Genomic DNA, 21,159 nt, shown 5'->3' with positions numbered 1-21,159 from the left:
AAAGATAAGAAAGCATTCCTGTATTAAAGCAAAATGAGATTTGAATAAAATAAGCCTCCTTGGTATGATACAAAGTGTCCAAGCTGATCAGCGCAAAGGACATTTAATAACCAAAGGAGGACATAAAATGAAGTATAAACAAAATGACAAGATTCTGCAACTTACAGAAAAAACCTTAATTATAGGGGTTGACATTGCTAAACATAAGCATGTCGCAAGAGCACAAGATTATAGAGGTATACAATTTGGAAAAGCTCATACATTTTTAAACACATATGAGGGTTTTGAAGGTTTCATAAACTGGTTAAATCAAATCAAAGCTAAACAGTCTAAGGAAGATGTCATCATTGGGATGGAACCTACTGGACATTATTGGCTTCCGTTGGCTTATTGGCTAAAAGAAAAAGGAAAAAAGGTGGTTGTAGTTAATCCAGCTCATGTTAAGCAAACAAAGGAGTTAGATGACAATTCTCCTACTAAGAATGATTTCAAGGATGCTAGAGTTATCTCTAGACTTATTGAGGGCGGAAGATATTCGGAGCCCAATTTACCGGAAGGTATATACTCGGATTTACGTGAAGGTATGAACCTATATAACCAATTGGTACAGGACCTAACAGCTGTGAAAAATATAGTTCACCAATGGCTCGACCGTTTCTTTCCTGAATATTTAACGGTCTTTGGGAAGTGGGATGGAAAAGCTTCTCTACAAGTTCTAAGAATGGGACTTTTTCCTGATGAGTTATTAGAGCGTGAAGACTTGGAAATTCTAGCTGAAATTCGTAAAGAAGTTAAAAAAGGTGTGGGAATAAAGAAGGTTGTTCAGTTGAAAAACGTTGCCCTTCGTTCAGTAGGCATTAAAGAGGGGCGAAGTCTAGCTAGGTTAAAATTAAAAAGCTTACTAGACCAATACGATCTTCTTTCAGAACAATTAGAGAGCGTCTGGAGTGAAGTAGAGAACATCATACAAGATGTTCCAGGGGCGAGAGAGATGGGAGATATTAAAGGTATTGGACAAGTTACAGTAGCCTCCTTTTTTGCAGAAGTCGGTGATTTACAAAAGTACTCACATCCCGACCAAATTGTTAAGTTAGCAGGATTAAACTTAAAACTAGCTACATCAGGAAAGTGGAAAGGGCAAACAATTATTACTAAACGAGGGCGTCCTAAATTAAGGGCACTATTGTTTAAAGTCGTGTTGCCTCTTGTAGCTCAAAATCCTGCATTTAAGGCACTACATCAGTACTTTATTACACGAAATGAAAATCCATTAAAAAAGAAGCAGTCTATCATCGCTATATGTTGTAAATTAATTCGTATTTTATTTACGATTGGAAAGAAACAAATTGAGTTTGAACCAGCTAAAATGTTACAAGATATTCCTCATTTTAGTATGCAAGAAGCTGCTTAAAAGGATAGGGTAAAGTGATCAAAAAGAAGTTAGGTGCAGAAAATAGTCGAAGATTTATATAACATAAACAGTAGTATCGATGACAATATTTAATTCTCATTTTTTATTCACTTAGTAGTCGAAGTATTTTAAAGTTGTTTCAATTTGAAGAAGACTTACAACAGAAGCTAGGAGCAGTCGGCAAGCATTTATACTATTGGGCAATGACCCCGCAAGAAAGCATCGCCGACCCCACTTCATGGATAGGCAGAACGAAGGAATGTATGCGCATATTTTTCATATGACGCCGTGAGAAATGGGAGGGTGTGCCGCCATGAACATTGTGGGATCCAATAGCGACCATATTTCTAGATATTATCCTTTTTTGTAAAAAAATAGAAGAAGAGGGTTTATTTAACTATGTCCTCCTCCTCTAAAATACAAATAAAGTTCTGTTAGTCCATTAAAGTGCAGTCTTATTGAAATTTGAAATACTGAGAAAAACAGAGAAAACAAGAGAAAAACCTTACTTTAATGAGGGAGTATAAAAATTTGAACCTAGTTTTAGTGTCTAGCTCCGGGCGCCATCGGCTCTATGGTATAAGCCAATCCCTTCCCGAAGGCAAAACACGCCTTCAGTCAGAGCTCGTCTTATGCTTGTCGCCGATAGGCGGGCGCCCTGCACTTTTCTTATTTTACTAAAATTATTGGAGGTTAAAAGATATGAAAAACTTTTTAGACCAGCTATCTAGTGAACAACTGATGGAAGTTGAGAGGCAGTTTACTATTTTCAACAATGGAGTACAAGAAATTATTCCCTCAATAGAACTTAAGGATAAGATTGCTAGATCTGTTCTTACAAATGCTCCATTAAAAATAAAGCTAGGGTTAGATCCTTCTGCACCGGATGTGCATTTAGGTCATACGGTAGTTTTGAATAAGTTAAAGCAGTTTCAGGAGAATGGCCACGTTATCCAGTTAATCATTGGTGATTTTACCGGTAAAATTGGTGATCCTACAGGAAAATCTGCAGCAAGAAAGCAACTAACAAATGAAGAAGTTCAACATAATGCAAAAACGTACTTTGAGCAATTTAGCAAAATTTTAGATATGGAAAAAGTAGAGTTATACTACAACTCGAGATGGCTATCTGAATTGAATCTTGAAGATGTGATACATTTATCGGCTAGTATTACGGTTGCCCGGTTACTAGAAAGAAACGATTTTTCTGAAAGATTATCGACAGGTAAAGCAATTTCTCTGCATGAGTTCTTCTATCCATTAATGCAAGGCTATGATTCAGTTGAGTTAGAAAGTGATGTTGAACTCGGAGGAACAGATCAGCATTTTAATGTATTAATGGGAAGACATCTACAAGAACATTACGGAAAAGAGAAGCAAATAGTGGTTTTACTACCATTGCTTGAGGGTCTTGATGGTGTGGACAAGATGTCTAAATCAAAAAATAATTACATTGGTGTTGATGAAGAACCAAGTCAAATGTATGGGAAAACAATGTCAATTCCTGATGAGCTAATTACAAAGTACTTTGATCTTGTTACTGATTTACCATTGGAAGAAAAGACCAAAATAGCTGAAGGACTTTCTGAAGAAACCCTTCATCCAAGGGATGCAAAAATGCTCTTAGGACGAACCATTGTAAGGATGTACCATAGTGAAGTATCTGCTGTAAGAGCAGAGGAACATTTTAAAACAGTATTCCAAAAGGGCTCTCTTCCAGAAGACATTCCAGTTGTTGTATGGAATGGTGATGGAGAAGTAGGTATCATCGATCTACTAGTGGATTTAAAACTTCAAAGTTCAAAAAGCGAAGCACGAAGAATGATTCAAAATGGTGGGGTTCGTGTTAATGAAGAGAAGATAAATGACGTAAACCTACAAGTTACTATTGCAAATGATCTTATCTTACAGGTTGGGAAAAGGAAATTTGTTAAGTTACAAACTAACTAAATAATATAGGCACTTTTCTGATTGCCTAGAAAGTAAAAGCGACCTCATGACCGGTACCTTTCTATGTTTGATTCGACATGTTCGTGGAAGGTGTCGAAATATTAGATTCGACATGTTCGTGGAAGGTGTCGAAATAGGAAAATTCGACATGTTCGTGGAAGGTGTCGAAATACGAAAATTCGACATGTTCATGGAAGGTGTCGAAATAGGAAGGTGTCGAAATACTTTCGTACCTGCGTTTGCAATTTGAAGGCAATAAAAAAGCGCAGTGCATTCCTGCACACTGCGCCTTTGATTCGACATGTTCATGGAAGGTGTCGAATCAATTGCGTTCTTTGTGTCTAGCTCGGGATGCCCTGCGCTTTTGTGTTATACTAAGGGTCCACCAAGTTCTTCGATTTCTTTTGGTACGCTTGAGAACTTTTTGAAGTTTTGTCGGAATTTTGCTGCTAGTTCTTTTGCTTTAACGTTATAAGCAATTTGATCTGCCCATGTTTTTGCAGGTTGAAGCACTTCATCAGGTACTCCAGGAACATGTAATGGCATTTCAAGACCGAAGATTTCGCCTTTCACTGTTTCAGTGCTGATAAGTTCACCTTCTAATGCCGCTTGAACCATCGCACGAGTGTAAGCTAATTTCATACGGTTCCCAACACCGTATTCGCCACCAGTCCAACCAGTGTTCACCAAGAATACTTGAGCATTGTGCTCATCAATTTTTTTGCCAAGCATTTCTGCATACACTGTTGCAGGAAGTGGTAAGAATGGTGACCCAAAGCAAGTTGAAAATGTTGCTTGGGGTGAAGTGATTCCACGTTCGGTACCTGCTAATTTACTAGTGTATCCACTTAAGAAGTGATACATTGCCTGCTCTTTTGTTAATTTACTGATTGGAGGTAATACTCCGAATGCATCTGCTGTTAGAAATACAATTGTATTCGGATGCCCTGCAATACTTGGATCTATGATGTTATCAATCGCTTGAATGGGGTATGCTGCTCTAGTGTTCTCAGTTAAGGTTCCATCGTCATAATCAGCAAGTCTTGTATTTTGATCAATCATTACATTTTCTAATACAGAGCCGAACCTGATTGCATCAAATATTTGTGGCTCTTTTTCATGTGAAAGGTTAATACATTTTGCATAACAGCCGCCTTCAATGTTAAATACACCTGTGTTTGACCAGCCGTGCTCATCATCACCAATTAGGCGACGGTTAGGATCAGCAGATAGTGTTGTTTTACCTGTTCCAGATAAACCAAAGAATAAAGCAACATCACCTTCTAATCCTACGTTTGCAGAACAGTGCATGGATAAAATATTGTTTTCTGGCAGCATATAGTTCATCACAGAGAAGATTGACTTTTTCATTTCACCAGCATATTCAGTACCACCAATTAATACAGTACGGCGTTCAAAAGAAATGATGATAAACGTTTCAGAATCCGTCCCATCTATTTCAGGTTCTGCTTTAAAAGTAGGAGCAGAAATGACCGTGAATTCAGTTTTGTGTGTAGCTAGTTCTTCAGCAGTAGGACGAATGAAAAGCTGATGCGCAAATAAATTATGCCATGCATATTCATTTACTATTTTAATAGGCATACGATATTTTTTATCAGCACCTGCAAAGCCGTCAAAAACAAATACTTCATCTCTGTCTTGTAAGTAGTTGATAACTTTAGCATATAATTTATCGAACTTCTCTTCTGAGATAGGAGTATTTACTGAACCCCAATCGATTTTATTTTTGGTAGAAGCTTCTTCTACGATATATTTATCTTTTGGTGATCTTCCAGTGTACTTCCCTGTAGTTGCACGTACGGCTCCAGTTGAAGTTAAAATTCCTTCATTTCTATTTAAAACTTTTTCCACCAATCCTGAAACTGATAAATTGTGGAGTACGTTTGCTCCATTTAATAATTCTGTTAATAATTCACTTGAAACACCAACTGAATTCATGTGGCAAAACCTTCCTTTTACTATTTATTATATGTTCTTCCAATTTTTAATCCTGCAATTAGTATAACACATTAATCTAATTAGTCTATACTATTTCTGATATTTTACTCAGTGCTTATAATAAATGTACCATTTTTTTCTTGAAATAGGTTAATTAAAATCTTTAAAACATGCAAGATGACTCCAACGTTGACTTCAGTTATCATAATATAGAAGGGGTGATCTACTTGAAATACACTATTTTTTATGATGGGAAATGCGTTCTATGCAGAGAAACAAAGCGAATATTTGAAAGACTTGATTGGTTTAAGCAGACAAAATGGACATCGATTCAAGAGGTAGAAAAAGCTTGTGATTATCCCTTTTTGGATAAAAAAGAAATTAAGGAACAAATGCATGTGGTGTCACCAAGTGGGACTATATATAAAGGATTTTTTGCAGTTAGAAAGCTGGCTTTGCTATTCCCTTTAACCTCTGTGCTCGGTCTTGTGGCCTATATCCCATTCCTTCACTATTTCGGCGTTCCAATTTATAAATATATAGCAACTAACCGTCATAAGTTTTTGAAAGCAAAATGTGAAGATGGCAGCTGTTCGATTAAATGATTATCAAGGATATAGGTACTAAATGAAGAAAATTACCTTGAATGCAAGAATTTTGTCAAATTATGTTGACACTGCCAGTATTACTACGATATTATATGTCATTGAACGGATACTCTCTTATCCCGAGCTGGTGGAGGGACAGGCCCAATGAAACCCAGCAACCATCACTTTTAAAAATAAGAAAGGTTTTCTTATTATATAAGTGATAAGGTGCTAACCTGTTGCAAGGTAAATAACCTTGATCGATAAGAGTGAAAGGCTTGTAATTGACAAAATTCTACCTTTCCTCAAAATAGGGAAAGGTTTTTTTAAATTTATCGGTGAGATTATTTACCTTCTTTTTTTCGGTATATAGCGGGGATCTGGTAGATTATCAACAGTATAACGGGATAAAACGAGGTTTAATAATCAATACTAAGGGAATGAGTACCGTATCTATAAACACACGATTTTTCGTGATCTTAAAGGAGGAAGCTTTTGAATGTCTAAAAAGCGCCGTTTATTTACATCTGAATCAGTTACAGAGGGTCACCCAGATAAAATTTGTGACCAAATTTCTGACTCCATTCTTGATGCAATTTTAACTAATGATCCTAATGCCCGTGTAGCTTGTGAAACGTCAGTAACGACTGGATTAGTGCTGGTCGCAGGTGAAATTACAACTTCTACATATGTAGACATCCCGAAAATTGTTCGTGATACAATTAAAGGAATTGGATATACTCGTGCGAAATATGGTTTTGACTATGAGACTTGTGCCGTTTTAACATCAATTGATGAGCAATCTGCGGATATCGCAATGGGTGTTGACCAAGCACTTGAAGCTCGTGAAGGACAAATGACTAATGAGCAGATTGACGCAATTGGTGCAGGTGACCAAGGGTTAATGTTTGGTTTTGCTTGTAATGAGACTCAAGAGTTGATGCCTTTACCTATTTCATTAGCACATAAGTTAGCACGACGTTTAACGAAGGTTCGTAAGGATGATATTCTTCCTTACCTACGTCCAGATGGAAAAACACAAGTAACTGTTGAGTATGATGAAAACGATAAACCTGTTCGTATTGACACTATCGTAATCTCAACACAGCATCATCCAGAAATTTCTTTAGAGCAGATTCAACGTAACCTTAAAGAGCATGTTATTACGCCAGTTGTGCCAAAAGAGTTAATTGATGAAAACACTAAATATTTCATTAACCCTACTGGTCGTTTTGTTATCGGAGGCCCTCAAGGTGATGCGGGCTTAACCGGTCGTAAAATCATTGTTGATACATATGGAGGTTATGCTCGTCACGGTGGTGGTGCATTTTCTGGTAAGGACGCAACTAAAGTTGACCGCTCGGCAGCTTATGCAGCACGCTATGTTGCGAAAAATATCGTAGCAGCTGGTTTGGCCGATAAAGTAGAAGTTCAGTTAGCATATGCAATTGGTGTTGCAAAGCCTGTATCAATTGCTGTTGATACATTTGGAACTGGTAAAGTTTCTGAAGATGTCCTGGTTGATGTTGTAAGTAACAACTTTGACTTGCGCCCTGCAGGAATCATAAAAATGCTGGATCTTCGTCGTCCTATCTATAAGCAAACAGCAGCATATGGACATTTTGGCCGTACCGATGTGGACCTTCCATGGGAGCGTACTGACAGAGCATCTGCTTTAAAAGAGCAAGCTTTAGGTCAATAATTTACAAAGGAAACTTCTTCGAATTCTTTAAGTTTTGAAGTGGGGGTCTTACTGCCTGTGTTAATGCGGGATACACATATTCACTAAGCGGAAAAACAGGTGATATCACCTGTTTTTTGTATTATAATTTTACAGTGAATTTCATATATTTCCAAGCTCGTCCAAAATGAGTGTAACAATCTGTCAAAATTTTGCGTCACATCCAAAGAAAGAAGGTTCTATTCTACAAAACATGGGTAGAATAGTCATAATATGGCAAATTTTTCATTGAAAGTGTAGGTGAATACAATGTGTGGTTTCATCGGATGTATGCATAAACAAAACGTTCCAACTGAATATATTGAGAAATTTAAAAGTATGAATACGATAATTACCCATCGAGGTCCTGATGATGAGGGTTATTATTCGGATGATATTATACAGTTCGGTTTTAGGCGGCTTAGTATTATTGATCTAGAGTCTGGACATCAGCCGTTAACATATGAAAACGGGCGTTATTGGATTATTTTTAATGGAGAAATTTATAATTATCTAGAGCTAAGAGAAGAGCTACAAAAAGAAGGAATGCAATTTGCCACAAATTGTGATACAGAAGTAATTGTAGCTTTGTATAGTAAAATAAAAGAAAAAGCAGTTTCTCGTTTGCGAGGTATGTTTGCATTTGTTATTTGGGATAAGGAAACGAAAGAAATCTTTGGTGCTCGTGACCAATTTGGTATCAAGCCATTTTATTATATGGAAGATGATGATAAAGTTTTATTTGCTTCAGAGAAGAAGAGTATTCTGTTAGCACTTGAAAATGATATTATTGACTGTGATTCCCTGCAGCATTATTTGACATACCAATTCGTACCTGAGCCAGCAACTATGTCATTCGGTATTCAAAGACTTGAACCAGGTCATTATTTCACCAAAAAAATTGATGAGAATATGAAAGTTGAGCAGTATTGGAAGGCCAGTTTTAAACCGGTAAAAAAGCAAGATGAAATGAAGCTTGTAAATGAAATCCGTGAGGCGCTTTATGATTCTGTTAATATTCATATGAGAAGTGATGTTCCTGTAGGATCTTTTTTATCAGGTGGTATCGATTCTACGATAATTGTATCAATAGCTAAACAATTTAATCCGGACATAAAAACATTCTCCGTGGGCTTTGAAGCAGATGGTTTTAGTGAAATTGACGTAGCGAAAGAAACAGCAAATAAGCTTGGGGTAGAGAACTATAGCTATGTTATTTCACCACAGGAGTATATGGCTGAATTACCAAAAATCATGTGGCATATGGATGATCCATTAGCTGACCCAGCAGCTATACCACTTTATTTTGTGGCCCGAGAAGCAAGAAAGCATGTAACTGTCGTAATGTCAGGAGAAGGAGCCGATGAATTATTTGGTGGATATAACATTTATCGTGAGCCACAATCATTAGAAATGTTCGATAGAATACCTGAAACAGGAAAAACAATGCTCAGGAAAATTGCGGACTTTCTTCCAGAAGGTATGAGGGGTAAAAGTTTTATCGAACGTGGGTGCACGCCAATGGAAAAACGATATATTGGAAACGCCAAAATGTTCACGGAACTAGAAAAGAAGTTGTTGCTAACAGGCTATAAGGAAGGTTTAGACTATACCCAAATTACTGCTCCATTTTATCAGGAGACAGCAGATTATGAGCCAGTAAATAGAATGCAATATATTGATATACACACTTGGTTACGGGGAGATATATTACTAAAAGCTGACAAAATGACGATGGCTCATTCATTGGAACTACGTGTTCCGTTTTTAGATAAAGTAGTTTTTGAGGTAGCTTCAAAAATAGGAACTGAATTTAAAACAGCAAACCAAACTACTAAATATATTTTACGTAAAGCAGTAGAAGGTATCGTTCCTGAACATGTGTTGAATCGGAAAAAGTTAGGCTTCCCAGTACCAATAAGACATTGGTTGAAAAATGAAATGTATGATTGGGCTGTCGATATTATAAAAACTAGTGATACTGGGTATCTGTTTAATAAAGATGTTATCTTACATTTATTAGATGAACATTGTAGAGGTAAAATCGATAATAGTAGAAAAATATGGACTGTCCTGATTTTTATGGTTTGGCATCAAGTTTTTATTGAAAAAAAATATCAATTCAACGAACTCGATTTATATCCACAGTCAATCGAGCATTAGAAAAGTCTTTGAACAAGCGATACTTATTATGGCAGATAAGTAATCGCTTGTTTACCCATTTGCACCCAAGATGCTATAAATTCATCTTTCGGTGCTTTTTTATTTTTAACCATGGATAGAGGATCGTTAAAGTAAATATAATGCTCGTCATAGCCAGTGACTAAAACTGAATGTTCTTGGTAAGTTATTTTAATGACCCCAGTTGGAGTTTTCCAAGTTTCAAAATCAGACTTAGGAAGCCTTTTGTACTTTGCATTTATGATGACCCAAACGGGAGAACCGTTTGAAAGATGATTATATACTTGTGTGAAATCCTCACCAGTTAAATCAATAATTCTAGCGGGCAAAAATTGTTCAGCTAAATCTGCAATTGGACCATGATACACGCCCAGTCCCTTTTTTCTTTTTGAATACATATCACCAACAAACCCGGTATAAGGATTACCAAAATGGATAATACCATTTTTCCTTCGATAGGGGGTAGGATCTTTTTTAACAGCCCTTGCAAGTGTAAGTTTATCAACCATAACCCCCGCATGCTGTAAAAGCATTGCTAAGCTAGTTACTTCACAGCCTCTGGGTAGTTCAGGATATTGTAAAATAAGTGGTGCATTTAATAGGACTTTACTTTTTGTGTTACGCAAACTATTCACCTTAAACACTAAAGAGGAGTCTACAGCAGTGACATTGTTTAAAGGCGAAAGGATAAGGAAAATAATACAAAAAAATATAATCAGATTTTTCTTGTTAAATTTATAAAAATGGAGTGTTATCGTTAATGTAAATAGACATACTGTCAAAGGTATCATTTTTCTTTAGCTCCTTGTCATGAAAGCTTTTTATCCGACGCATAAGGGGCGGTGAAAGCACCACTGATTGTAGGTTCACTTTATTAGGATACCATTCATAAGCAAATCAAAATCAGAAAAGTGCTTCCAATTAATACGGAAGCACTTCTTAGTAGACCCAATTAGTAAGTACTGAGGTACATACTTATTTTTGTAGTCCTTTATAATATTGACCTTTTTCAACGTATTCTCTTCGAATGCGTGCCATATCAGCTTTATCTTCTTCGTTAAGTTCACGGATAACTTTTGCAGGTCTACCAAAGGCTAACGAATTAGGTGGGATTTTTTTACCTTGAGGCACAAGACTACCTGCACCAATAAAGGCTCCCTCACCAATCTCAGCACCATCTAAAACAATCGAGCCCATACCGATAAGTGCTCCTTTACGAATGATTGAGCTATGTAAAATTACTTGGTGTCCTATAGTTACATCATCTTCAAGAATTAAAGGGTTATTAGGACTTTGATGGAGTACCGAATTATCTTGTATATTGACACTATTTCCGATAATTGTTGGAGCAACATCACCTCTTATTACGCTATTAAACCAAACACTGCTATTTTCTCCAATCGTTACTTCGCCCGTAATTGTTACAAAATCTGCAATAAATGCAGTGGAGGCAATTACAGGTAATACTCCTTTATATGGATAGATCATTGACGTACCTTCCTTTCAAAAAAATGAAAAATGTAGTAAGTTAAGTGTAACAAATTTTATTAAAAACGGTAAATTTATAAATAAAGGTAACATTACAGCATAAATGAAATAGAGAGGATATAGGGTGGAAACCGATGTAGTCGAGTGGCTTAATAAACTAAGGGTGCTTGAAAAACATAGGAAACTGTATCATTAAAGCTTTAATGAATACGGTAGATACCACAGAGTCTATCGGTACATAAATATATAAAATGAGGTGTTTTAATGAAGGTACCACGTCATTCAATAAGTTTAATGACAAGGGTTTACCGTGATGTGTTACCAGAAGTACACAAGAACTTGTCGTATTGGCGGGAAAAAGCAGAGCAGATACCAGATGCTGAACTTAGAACACAAGCACTAGCTAGCATAAATACAAAGACATTTCATTGTGAAGGTGGGTCGATTTTGGCGATACTTTCACATGAGCAGTTACCAGAGTGTATCCGTTTTATCGTTGCATATCAAACAATTAGTGATTACCTTGATAATTTATGTGATCGAAGTACATCACTTGATCCACATGATTTTCAAGCACTACATGAATCAATGCCAGATGCTCTAACAATAAGTAGTACACCAAAAAATTATTACCGCAACCGTTATGAACAGGAAGATGGCGGATACTTACAAAGTTTAGTTGAAACCTGCCAGGATGTTTTGAGAAAGGTAGCGCATTTTGATAAAATAACCCAACATCTAAAAGAGTTAGCTATGTATTATTGTGATCTACAGGTTCATAAGCATGTTAGAGTTGATGAGAGAGTCCCAAGACTTGAAAAGTGGTTCAGTGATTATAAAAGAAGCCTGCCCGAGATGAAGTGGTTTGAGTTCTCTGCTTGTTCAGGGTCAACACTCGGGATATTTTGTTTAGTATCATATGCTTTCCAAAAAAATTTTAATGAGGAGATGGCTAATAAAATTAGAAATGGATATTTTCCTTACATCCAAGGTTTACATATCCTATTAGATTATTTTATCGATCAAGAAGAAGATCTTGAGGGTGGAGACTTAAACTTTTGCTTCTATTACTCAGATCAAAAACAGTTAGTGAACCGGCTTCAACATTTTATAAAGGAAGCGGACAAAAACATTTCAGGTTTACCGAACGAACATTTTCATCGACTAATTAACCGAGGACTTCTAGGTATATACTTATCTGATGAAAAGGTACGAAAACAAAAAAAGGTATTAACAGTAGCAAAGGAAATCCTTAAATTGGGTGGAAGCACAGCGAACTTTTTCTATATAAACGGACGAGTTTACAGATCACTTCAAAAGGTTTCAGGTTTGTTAAAGGGATCTAGAAAAACACTTGAGATGTAAAATTAAAGGAATAGCGCTAACTTGAGCAATCGGTAGCGCTTATTTCCAAATTCACTTCACTTATTGTCTTTTCTCAATCGCCACAATAAACGGAGGATTATTTGTTTGGTTCATAAATCGATATTCCAATACATGTGCCTTCTGCTGATCGAGGTTAGAAACGTAGTCGAGTAAGTAATCACGCTCAACAGCTCCTTGTTCATGGCCATGGTAGATAACGAGGACAATAACCCCGTGGGTAGCCATAATACTCAATAGTTGTTCAATCGCAGAAATGGTAGTCTCAGGTTTAGTGACAATGTTTTTATCTCCACCTGGGAGGTAACCTAAGTTAAAAATAGCAGAGTTAATTTTACCATGAGCATCAACAGGTAAGGTATCAACTAATTCACAGTGGCTTTTTTTAAATAAGGTAACTCGATCCTCAACTTGGTTTTCCCTCAATCGGGCGAAAGTATTTTCAATCGCCTTATCTTGAATATCAAATCCAAACACAAGTCCGTTTCTCCCAACCAGATTTGCTAAGAGTAGCGTGTCATGTCCATTACCTACAGTCGCATCAACAGCAATATCACCTTCAGAGGTAGCTGTTTCAAGTAGTCGACGAGCAAATGGCAGAATTCGTTCTAGCTTCATATTTGTTCGACTTCTTTTTGATAAAATTTACCTTGATAACTATTTCGACGTTTTAATTCAGCATCAATCGCATTTAAAACTTCCCATTTATTTACACTCCACATAGGACCAATCATAATTTCAATTGGACCATCTCCAGTGATGCGGTGAATAATCATTTCAGGGGGTAGAATTTCGATTTGGTCACATACTAACTTCACATAATCTTCAAGCGATAAAAATTCCAGTAAGCCTTTTTCATATTGTTTCACCATCGGTGTTCCTTTTAATAAATGTAACAAATGAATTTTAATGCCTTGTACATCAAGCTTTGCAAGCTCTTGTACTGTTTCAATCATCATTTCAGGTGTTTCTAATGGTAATCCGTTAATAATATGAGAACAGATCCGGATGTTATGTTTTCGTAATTTATTTACACCTTCAATATAGCATTGGTAATCATGAGCACGATTAACCAATAAAGCAGTACGTTCATGGACGGTTTGTAAACCAAGCTCTACCCAGAGGTATGTGCGCTTATTTAAATCAGCCAAATATTCAACAACATCATCTGGGAGGCAATCAGGTCGTGTTGCAATCGATATACCAACGACGCCATCCTGTTCTAAAACGGGCTCGAACATATTGCGCAATACTTCAACAGGTGCATGGGTATTTGTATATGCCTGAAAATAGGCCATATATTTTCCGTCTTTCCATTTTTGGTGCATTTTAGCTTTAACTGCGTGGAACTGCGTTAAAATGTCGTCAGTACGGTCTCCTGCGAAATCTCCCGAACCAGCAACACTACAAAAAGTACAGCCGCCATGTGCAACAGTGCCATCACGGTTTGGGCAATCAAATCCGCCATCTAGCGCAACCTTAAAAACTTTATGCCCAAATGTTTGACGAAGATGATAATTCCACGTGTGGTATCTTTTATTATCCGAAGAATAGGTAAATGGCATTGTTGAATTCAAATCAGTTAGCTCCTTTTATGTATAGTAAAACGTCTTAGGTAATTAGTTTTAGTCCATTTCACATTTTATCATGATGGATTTATGTACTCAAATGTAAAAAATATAAATTGGCAATAAGTAAAGCTGATAGTATATCGTTATGTTGAACACACTAAAAATTGATGAAGCATTTGCTTCTCTAAACCATAGGTTAGGGGGAAAGTGAATGGCAACTCGCCAATCAGTTGAGGAGTTCCTCCAAAGATGTGAGGACACGATTCGAGCTAGTAAGGAACAAGTCAATACTGCAAGACAACAGGAGCATTATAATCTTACTGAGTACACTAATGCAATGGAGCAATTAGAAGATGTGACAAATGACTTAGCTCATTTAGCACTAAGTTGTAACGGGCAACAACGTGAGCAATTACATCGAATGAGATTACAGCTACAACAATTGCAAAATGATATGACCCTTGATGAAAATATTTTGAATGATTTTAACTAGGGGGAACTTTTATGGTGAAAAAACGCTCAAAACAAAATAATCCTGAACAAAAAACAAAAAACGGTGTCAATAGCAATGACATCGAATTAGGCCAAGACTATGATCCGAAAAAGGTTGCAAAGAAAAAATATCTAGAAAAAGGTCAACCTATTAAGTCAAAACAAAGAACAGAATAATGTTTGAAACGAAACCAACCATAGTTGAATATGGTTGGTTTTTATATATGAACCATTAATAGCTTATATTAGGTTTGTTATTATTGTGAATATTTTGTGGGTTTAAATACGTATTGCTTAATTGTCGGGAAAGGAATAGAATTATTTTGGAACTCGAAATGTAACAAATTAGGAGGGCTACTATGCCTCGTGCACTCTGGCTATTAATTGCCGGTATGATTATAAATGTAACCGGATCCTCTTTTTTATGGCCCTTAAACACTATATATATACATGAACATTTAGGTAAATCGCTTTCAGTTGCTGGGTTAGTACTAATGGTCAATTCAGGGGCAAGTGTTATCGGTAATCTCTTTGGCGGTGCTTTATTTGATAAAATCGGCGGCTTTAAATCAATTTTAACGGGGATATTTATTACAATGGCAGCCGTAATGGGGTTAGTCTTTAATAATGAATGGCCATATTATGTGTTATTTTTAACAATAGTTGGTTTTGGATCTGGAATCGTGTTTCCTGCAATGTATGCAATGGCTGGTTCTGTATGGCCAGAAGGTGGCAGGAGATCATTTAATGCCATTTACGTTGCACAAAATGTCGGAGTTGCCGTTGGAGCTGCACTTGGTGGCTTAGTGGCTTCATATTCGTTTACGTATATTTTTATAGCAAATGCCAGTATGTATCTCATCTTTTTACTTATTGCTATATTTGGTTATAGAAATATTAATTCCGAAAAGGCTGAACAGACGTCGATAATAAAGCATACTAAAGTAGTGAAAAATAGAACAAAGCTTAATGGTCTACTCGTATTGAGTATTGCTTACTTACTCTGCTGGGTTGCTTACGTTCAGTGGCAAACTACAATTGCCACCCATACTCAGGATCTGGGAATTAGTTTAAAGCAATATAGTTTACTTTGGACAATAAATGGTGCCTTAATTGTGTTAGGTCAACCTCTTATTTCTATTGTCGTGCGAAAATTTGCAAAAACCTTAAAAACGCAAATCATAATTGGACTACTAATCTTTATTGGTTCTTTTGTAATTGTAGCAATAGCCGAACAGTTCACCGCCTTTGTTGTAGCGATGGTTATTCTAACAATTGGTGAAATGTTTGTATGGCCAGCCGTACCGACAATTGCGAATGACTTAGCACCAAAAGGGAGAGAGGGCTTCTATCAAGGAATTGTAAACAGTACGGCAACAGGCGGAAGAATGATTGGTCCGCTACTTGGAGGGATAATAGTAGATTTATATAATATAAAGCTCCTGTTTGGTGTTTTAATACTATTACTAGTGTTTTCAATCATCCCAACGGTGATTTATGATCGGAAAATAAAACAAAAAAATTCAAAGAATAATATAGTTGTTGAAACACATATGTAAAGAAAAGTACTTAAGCCTACCTAGCTTTAAGTACTTTTTTTAAAAGATAAGAAAGTATAAAAATTTGAACCTAGTTTTAGTGTCTAGCTCCGGGCGCCATCGGTCCTGAGGTCATAAGCCAATCCCTTCCCGAAGGCAAAGAACGCCTTCAGTCAGGGCTCGTCTTATGCTTGTCGCCGATAGGCGGGCGCCCTGCGCTTTTCTTAAAAGATAAGAAAGTATAAAAATTTGTACCAAGTTTTAGTGTCTAGCTCCGGGCGCCATCGACTCGAGGTCATAAGCCAATCCGTCCGGAAGGTAAAGAACAACCTTCCAGCCGGCTTGTCTTATGCTTGTCGCCGATAGGCGGGCGCCCTGCGCTTTTCTTATAAATAGTTTAGGTTCTTAAAATCTAACTATTCCGTACATTAAATACTAGTAAAATGGTATTGTTATTATAAAAGGATAGCATCAAAAGGGGGTGAAACGATGTTTGATGGAATCGATATCCGTTATAAAAATGATATTTTAGAAACGATTATTGATAGCGCTTACGAATGGATTGTTGTAGTGAATCAAGAAGGAAACATTGTTTATATAAATAAAAATTACTGCGAGTTTATTGGAATAGATAGAAATGTTGCAGTAGGGACACATGTGACAAAGGTTATTGAAAATTCACGCATGCACTTGGTTGCGCAGTCTGGAAAAGAAGAAATCGCAGATCTCCAATATATAAAAGGAAATTACATGATAGCAAATCGTATCCCAATTTTTTCAAACGGTAAAGTAATCGGTGCACTTGGAACGGTAATTTTTAGGGATACAAAAGAGTGGAATAAAATGAGCAGTCATATTAAAAGTTTAATGCCACAGCTCCAAACGTACATAGAGGATTGGCAGGAAAACAATGGTGCAAAGTACTCATTACATGATATCAAAGCTGTATCTAAACAAGTGGTGGAACTAAAGGAGAAAGTGAAAAATGTTGCTTCTGGTGATATTTCTGTCTTAATACGAGGCGAAAGTGGCACTGGTAAAGAACTATTTGCACATAGTATCCATCAGTTAAGTGGAAGAAGTCACCAACCCTTTATAAAAATCAACTGTGGTGCAATACCTGAACACTTGCTCGAGTCTGAATTATTTGGTTATGAGGAAGGAGCCTTTACTGGTGCTAAGAAAGGTGGAAAGAAGGGTAAATTTTTATTGGCGCATGGGGGAACAATATTTCTCGATGAAATCGGTGACATGCCATTAAATATGCAGGTTAAGCTATTACGTGTCTTGCAAGAAAAAGAAGTAGAACCTGTTGGAGCGCTTCAACCAATTCCGGTAAACGTAAGGGTAATTGCTGCAACAAATAGACCACTTGAAAAAATGATTGAAGAGAAGCGATTCCGTGAGGATTTATTTTACAGAATTAACGTTATACCATTCAAGATACCACCGCTCCGAGAAAGACTAGAAGATATAGATCATTTAACAGACTTTTTCTTAAAAAAGATAACAAAGCGTTCAGGAAAACGGATTTCAATAATTGATAATGAAGTAAGAAGATTATTTTATCAGCATACTTGGCCTGGGAATTTACGGGAGTTAGAGAATGTGATTGAAGCAGCCATTCATTTGACTGATGGTGAGAGAATAATGATCTCATCACTACCAGAATATTTTATGGGTGATCCAAAACTACTGATTGGACAACGTTCGCTAAAGGAAATATTGGAGGAAACAGAAAAACGGATTATTGAAAAGACGATAGAACAATATGGTCAAGATAAACTTCAAGCTGCGAAAGCATTAGGAATTAGTAAATCTAGTATATATGAAAAAATAAAGAAATATGAACTAGAATAATATAATTTTATGTAGATTCCAGAAAAACGGAATGCGTTCCGAGTTTCTGGAATCTTTACTTTGAATAGTATTGTAAGCGGTTTCAAATAAACTATTAAACTTTCATTCCGAAATTCTGGACAATTAGATAAGTTAAAGGGTTCAAAAAAGTGACACCATTGTGAATATTAAAGGATTTTCAAAAATTGGCACGATAATTGCATTATTAAAAATGAAAGAAAAAATAGGGAAGGAGGAATATGATGAAACCTATATATACATCGTTTGTAGAAGTCGTAAAAGACATTCAAGATGGAGCAACCTTGATGGTTGGGGGATTCGGGTTAGTAGGTATTCCAGAAAATCTTATCTTAGCATTAGTTGAAACAGGAGTGAAGGACTTAACCGTAATCTCAAACAACTGTGGAGTCGACAATTGGGGCTTAGGTTTATTGTTGAAAAATAGACAAATTAAAAAGATGGTTGGCTCATATGTAGGTGAAAATAAAGAGTTTGAGAGACAAGTACTTGCTGGTGAATTAGAAGTTGAGTTAATCCCATCAAAATCTGGTGACCTAGCAAACTGGATGATTCCCGGCAAGATGATCAAAGGTATGGGTGGAGCGATGGACCTTGTTCATGGGGCCAGAAAAATCATTGTCATTATGGATCATGTAAGTAAAAACGGTGATCCAAAGATTGTCAATGAATGCAGTCTACCATTAACAGGAAAAGCAGTTGTTAACCGCATTATTACAGATCGAGCTGTTATTGATGTATCAGACAAAGGACTGAAGCTTGTTGAAGTGTTTGAAGGGTATACAGTTGAAGATATACAGCAATCAACTGGGCCGGAACTGATCGTGGATGAAGTGAAAGTTTATTAAATTTATTTGAGAATAGGGGGAAAATAAATGTTAAGTATGATTGGTCTTATCGGAGGATTAGCACTTTTAATTTATTTAACAATGAAAGGTATGAATCTACTTGTAGCAGGTCCACTTTGTGCTTTATTTGTGGCGGTACTAAGTGGTCTACCTTTATTTCCGCAGCTAGCAGCTGACGGTGAAGCAAACTTTGTTGGTAACTACATGACTGGATTTTCAAGTTTTGTCACTTCATGGTACCTAATGTTCTTATTAGGCTCAATTTTCGGGAAAGTAATGGAGGACAGTGGGGCAGCCGATAGTGTATCTAAATGGGTAGTTGAAAAGCTTGGAATGAAACAAGCGGTTTTGGCAGTTGTTGCTGCCTGTGCAATTTTAACATATGGAGGAGTTAGCTTATTTGTTGTAGCTTTCTCAGTATATCCGATGGCATTAAGTTTATTTAAGCAAGCGAACCTACCACGAAGATTTATTCCAGCAGCACTAGCTCTTGGATCTGTAACATTCACAATGACATCTGCAGGGTCTCCTGAGATTCAAAACTGGATTCCAATTGAATTTTTAGGCACATCACCATATGCTGGTTGGGAAGTTAGCTTACTTGTTGCTGTTTTCATGGCTGTTTTTGGATATTGGTGGTTAAAGCGTATGATTACAAAAGCGGTTGCAAAAGGAGAAACATTTGTTGCTCGTGATAATGATCCAGTTGTAGAAAATAAAGCTTTACCTAATCCGTTAACTGGATTAATTCCATTGGTTGTTGTACTCATTATCTCATTTATTTTCCATGATTCATTAAAACAATCAGCGTTAATTATTGCGCTATTAGGTGGGGTTATTGCAACCTACTTATTGAATCGTAAATACTTTAAATCGTTTTGGAATGCAGTTTCCGATGGGACAATGGGTGCATTAATTGCTATTGGTAATACTGCTGCAGTTGTTGGATTCGGAGGCGTTGCTAAGGCTGCTCCAGCATTCCAGGTGGCAGTTGATGCAATGACAAGTATTCCTGGTAGCCCACTAATTGGTGGAGCAATTGCCGTTAGTGTTATTGCAGGTATGACAGGCTCAGCATCAGGTGGTCAGGCAATTGCATTACCACTTATTGCACCACATTATATGGATCTTGGAGTGAATACAGAAGCACTCCATAGAACAGTTGCTATTTCATCAGGAGCATTAGATTCACTTCCACATAATGGTTATGTTGTAACTACTGTTCGTGCAATCTGTGGTGAATCACATAAAGATGCGTATGGTGCAGTTGGAATTGTATCTGTAGTCGTACCATTAATCGGCTTAGCCATTGCCATTGCATTGTTCTCATTTGGTTTGGGTATCTAATTTATTAGAAAGGATGGTTGCAGCGTGGTTGACAAAAAGATAGTTTTTATAACAGGTGCAGCAAGAGGAATTGGTCTTGAAATAGGTAAAACATTTGCAGAAAATGGAGCAAGGGTAGCACTTACAGATTTAGATGAAGCTGGAGTAAAAGAAGCAGCACAAGCACTACAAAATGAGGGCTTTGACGTAATCGGTCTCAAATGTAACGTAACGGACGAAACTGAGATGAAACAGGCTCTTGATCAGGCCGTAAACAAATTTGGAAGAATAGACTGTTTGATAAATAACGCCGGACTTCAGCACGTTGCAAATCTTGAAGATTTTCCAACTGAAAAATTTGAACTATTGCTATCAATTATGTTAACAGCGCCTTTTATAGCGATCAAACATGTTTTCCCAATTATGAAGAAACAAAAGTTTGGTCGAATCATTAATATGGCGTCTATCAATGGATTAGTCGGTTTTGCTGGAAAAGCTGCCTACAATAGTGCAAAGCATGGTGTAATTGGATTATCAAAGGTTGCTGCATTAGAAGGGGCGGAGCATGGCATTACTGTTAATGCAGTTTGTCCAGGTTATGTTGACACACCCCTTGTTCGTAACCAATTAAGTGAACTTGCAAAAACAAGAAATGTACCATTAGAAAAAGTGCTAGAGGAAATTATCTATCCACTAGTTCCACAAAAAAGACTATTAGCAGTGGATGAAATTGCTAATTACGCAATCTTTTTAGCAAGTGATCTTGCAAAAGGTATTACTGGTCAGGCTTGCGTAATCGATGGTGGGTATACGGCACAATAAATTAA

Annotated in this window: 18 protein-coding genes and 1 riboswitch; of the genes, 13 read left to right on the top strand and 5 right to left on the bottom strand. The window is 36.8% G+C overall.

Annotated features, from left to right (window positions below):
* Positions 1–127 precede the first annotated feature (127 nt).
* On the top strand, positions 128–1,411 hold the full coding sequence (locus PY093_RS07475) for an IS110 family RNA-guided transposase (RefSeq protein ID WP_275645258.1): 1,284 nt from the start codon (positions 128–130) through the stop codon (positions 1,409–1,411).
* 702 nt (positions 1,412–2,113) lie between these two features.
* Positions 2,114–3,361 carry a tyrosine--tRNA ligase gene (gene tyrS / locus PY093_RS07470; RefSeq protein WP_275645257.1) on the top strand — a complete coding sequence of 416 codons (1,248 nt, stop codon included), beginning with the start codon at positions 2,114–2,116 and terminating at the stop codon, positions 3,359–3,361.
* A gap of 369 nt (positions 3,362–3,730) precedes the next feature.
* Here tyrS and pckA read toward each other — a convergent pair whose 3' ends face one another.
* Positions 3,731–5,320, bottom strand: coding sequence for a phosphoenolpyruvate carboxykinase (ATP) (gene pckA, locus PY093_RS07465; RefSeq protein ID WP_275645256.1), 1,590 nt, complete (start codon positions 5,318–5,320; stop codon positions 3,731–3,733).
* 227 nt (positions 5,321–5,547) lie between these two features.
* On the opposite strand from pckA, the gene PY093_RS07460 reads away from it, so the two are divergent.
* From PY093_RS07460 to asnB, 3 genes are all read left to right on the top strand, one after another.
* Positions 5,548–5,925: a thiol-disulfide oxidoreductase DCC family protein gene (locus tag PY093_RS07460; RefSeq protein ID WP_275645255.1), complete on the top strand. Its 378-nt coding sequence runs from the start codon at positions 5,548–5,550 to the stop codon at positions 5,923–5,925.
* A gap of 114 nt (positions 5,926–6,039) precedes the next feature.
* A riboswitch (SAM riboswitch) is annotated at positions 6,040–6,177 on the top strand.
* Positions 6,178–6,406: 229 nt separating this feature from the next.
* Entirely contained in the window at positions 6,407–7,609 is a 1,203-nt protein-coding gene (gene metK / locus PY093_RS07455) for a methionine adenosyltransferase (RefSeq protein ID WP_275645254.1), read from the top strand.
* A gap of 288 nt (positions 7,610–7,897) precedes the next feature.
* On the top strand, positions 7,898–9,790 hold the full coding sequence (gene asnB / locus PY093_RS07450) for an asparagine synthase (glutamine-hydrolyzing) (RefSeq protein WP_275645253.1): 1,893 nt from the start codon (positions 7,898–7,900) through the stop codon (positions 9,788–9,790).
* Between the two features lie 26 nt (positions 9,791–9,816).
* Here the strand turns inward: asnB and PY093_RS07445 are convergent, their stop codons facing one another.
* Both PY093_RS07445 and PY093_RS07440 read right to left on the bottom strand, forming a co-directional pair.
* The gene (locus tag PY093_RS07445; protein ID WP_481769284.1) at positions 9,817–10,599 is read right to left on the bottom strand and encodes a C39 family peptidase; all 783 of its coding nucleotides are present in this window, start codon (positions 10,597–10,599) and stop codon (positions 9,817–9,819) included.
* A 184-nt stretch (positions 10,600–10,783) separates the two neighbouring features.
* The gene (locus PY093_RS07440; protein WP_275645252.1) at positions 10,784–11,296 is read right to left on the bottom strand and encodes a gamma carbonic anhydrase; all 513 of its coding nucleotides are present in this window, start codon (positions 11,294–11,296) and stop codon (positions 10,784–10,786) included.
* A 264-nt stretch (positions 11,297–11,560) separates the two neighbouring features.
* On the opposite strand from PY093_RS07440, the gene PY093_RS07435 reads away from it, so the two are divergent.
* Positions 11,561–12,661 carry a tetraprenyl-beta-curcumene synthase family protein gene (locus PY093_RS07435; RefSeq protein WP_275645251.1) on the top strand — a complete coding sequence of 367 codons (1,101 nt, stop codon included), beginning with the start codon at positions 11,561–11,563 and terminating at the stop codon, positions 12,659–12,661.
* 60 nt (positions 12,662–12,721) lie between these two features.
* On the opposite strand, the gene mnmM is transcribed toward PY093_RS07435, so the two are convergent.
* The gene (mnmM, locus tag PY093_RS07430; protein ID WP_275645250.1) at positions 12,722–13,297 is read right to left on the bottom strand and encodes a tRNA 5-(aminomethyl)-2-thiouridylate-methyltransferase MnmM; all 576 of its coding nucleotides are present in this window, start codon (positions 13,295–13,297) and stop codon (positions 12,722–12,724) included.
* Complete coding sequence (gene mnmL, locus PY093_RS07425; protein ID WP_275645249.1) at positions 13,294–14,256, bottom strand: tRNA modification radical SAM protein MnmL/YtqA; 963 nt, start codon at positions 14,254–14,256, stop codon at positions 13,294–13,296. The genes mnmM and mnmL overlap by 4 nt, the downstream gene beginning before the upstream one ends.
* A 205-nt stretch (positions 14,257–14,461) precedes the next feature.
* On the opposite strand from mnmL, the gene PY093_RS07420 reads away from it, so the two are divergent.
* The 7 genes from PY093_RS07420 (at position 14,462) to PY093_RS07390 (ending at position 21,154) form a co-directional block, all read left to right on the top strand.
* Positions 14,462–14,743 carry a YtzC family protein gene (locus PY093_RS07420; protein ID WP_275645248.1) on the top strand — a complete coding sequence of 94 codons (282 nt, stop codon included), beginning with the start codon at positions 14,462–14,464 and terminating at the stop codon, positions 14,741–14,743.
* A gap of 14 nt (positions 14,744–14,757) precedes the next feature.
* The gene (locus PY093_RS07415) at positions 14,758–14,919 is read left to right on the top strand and encodes a glycogen biosynthesis protein GlgD (RefSeq protein ID WP_275645262.1); all 162 of its coding nucleotides are present in this window, start codon (positions 14,758–14,760) and stop codon (positions 14,917–14,919) included.
* A gap of 182 nt (positions 14,920–15,101) precedes the next feature.
* Positions 15,102–16,301 (top strand): MDR family MFS transporter, encoded by a 1,200-nt coding sequence (locus PY093_RS07410; RefSeq protein WP_275645247.1) that lies wholly within the window; start codon positions 15,102–15,104, stop codon positions 16,299–16,301.
* A gap of 468 nt (positions 16,302–16,769) precedes the next feature.
* Complete coding sequence (locus tag PY093_RS07405; RefSeq protein WP_275645246.1) at positions 16,770–18,140, top strand: sigma-54 interaction domain-containing protein; 1,371 nt, start codon at positions 16,770–16,772, stop codon at positions 18,138–18,140.
* Positions 18,141–18,382: 242 nt separating this feature from the next.
* Positions 18,383–19,006 carry a 3-oxoacid CoA-transferase gene (locus PY093_RS07400; protein ID WP_275645245.1) on the top strand — a complete coding sequence of 208 codons (624 nt, stop codon included), beginning with the start codon at positions 18,383–18,385 and terminating at the stop codon, positions 19,004–19,006.
* Between the two features lie 27 nt (positions 19,007–19,033).
* Complete coding sequence (locus PY093_RS07395; protein ID WP_275645244.1) at positions 19,034–20,353, top strand: GntP family permease; 1,320 nt, start codon at positions 19,034–19,036, stop codon at positions 20,351–20,353.
* 24 nt (positions 20,354–20,377) lie between these two features.
* A complete protein-coding gene (locus PY093_RS07390) occupies positions 20,378–21,154 on the top strand; it encodes a 3-hydroxybutyrate dehydrogenase (RefSeq protein ID WP_275645243.1) in 777 nt (258 codons plus the stop codon).
* The last annotated feature ends 5 nt before the right edge of the window (positions 21,155–21,159 follow it).

The sequence above is a fragment of the Cytobacillus sp. S13-E01 genome (genome assembly GCF_029193815.1).
In the GTDB taxonomy this organism is placed as follows: Bacteria; Bacillota; Bacilli; order Bacillales; family Bacillaceae_L; genus Bacillus_BV.
The sequence above is the reverse complement of the archived record's forward strand: the minus strand, read 5'-3'. Positions and strand labels throughout refer to the sequence as shown.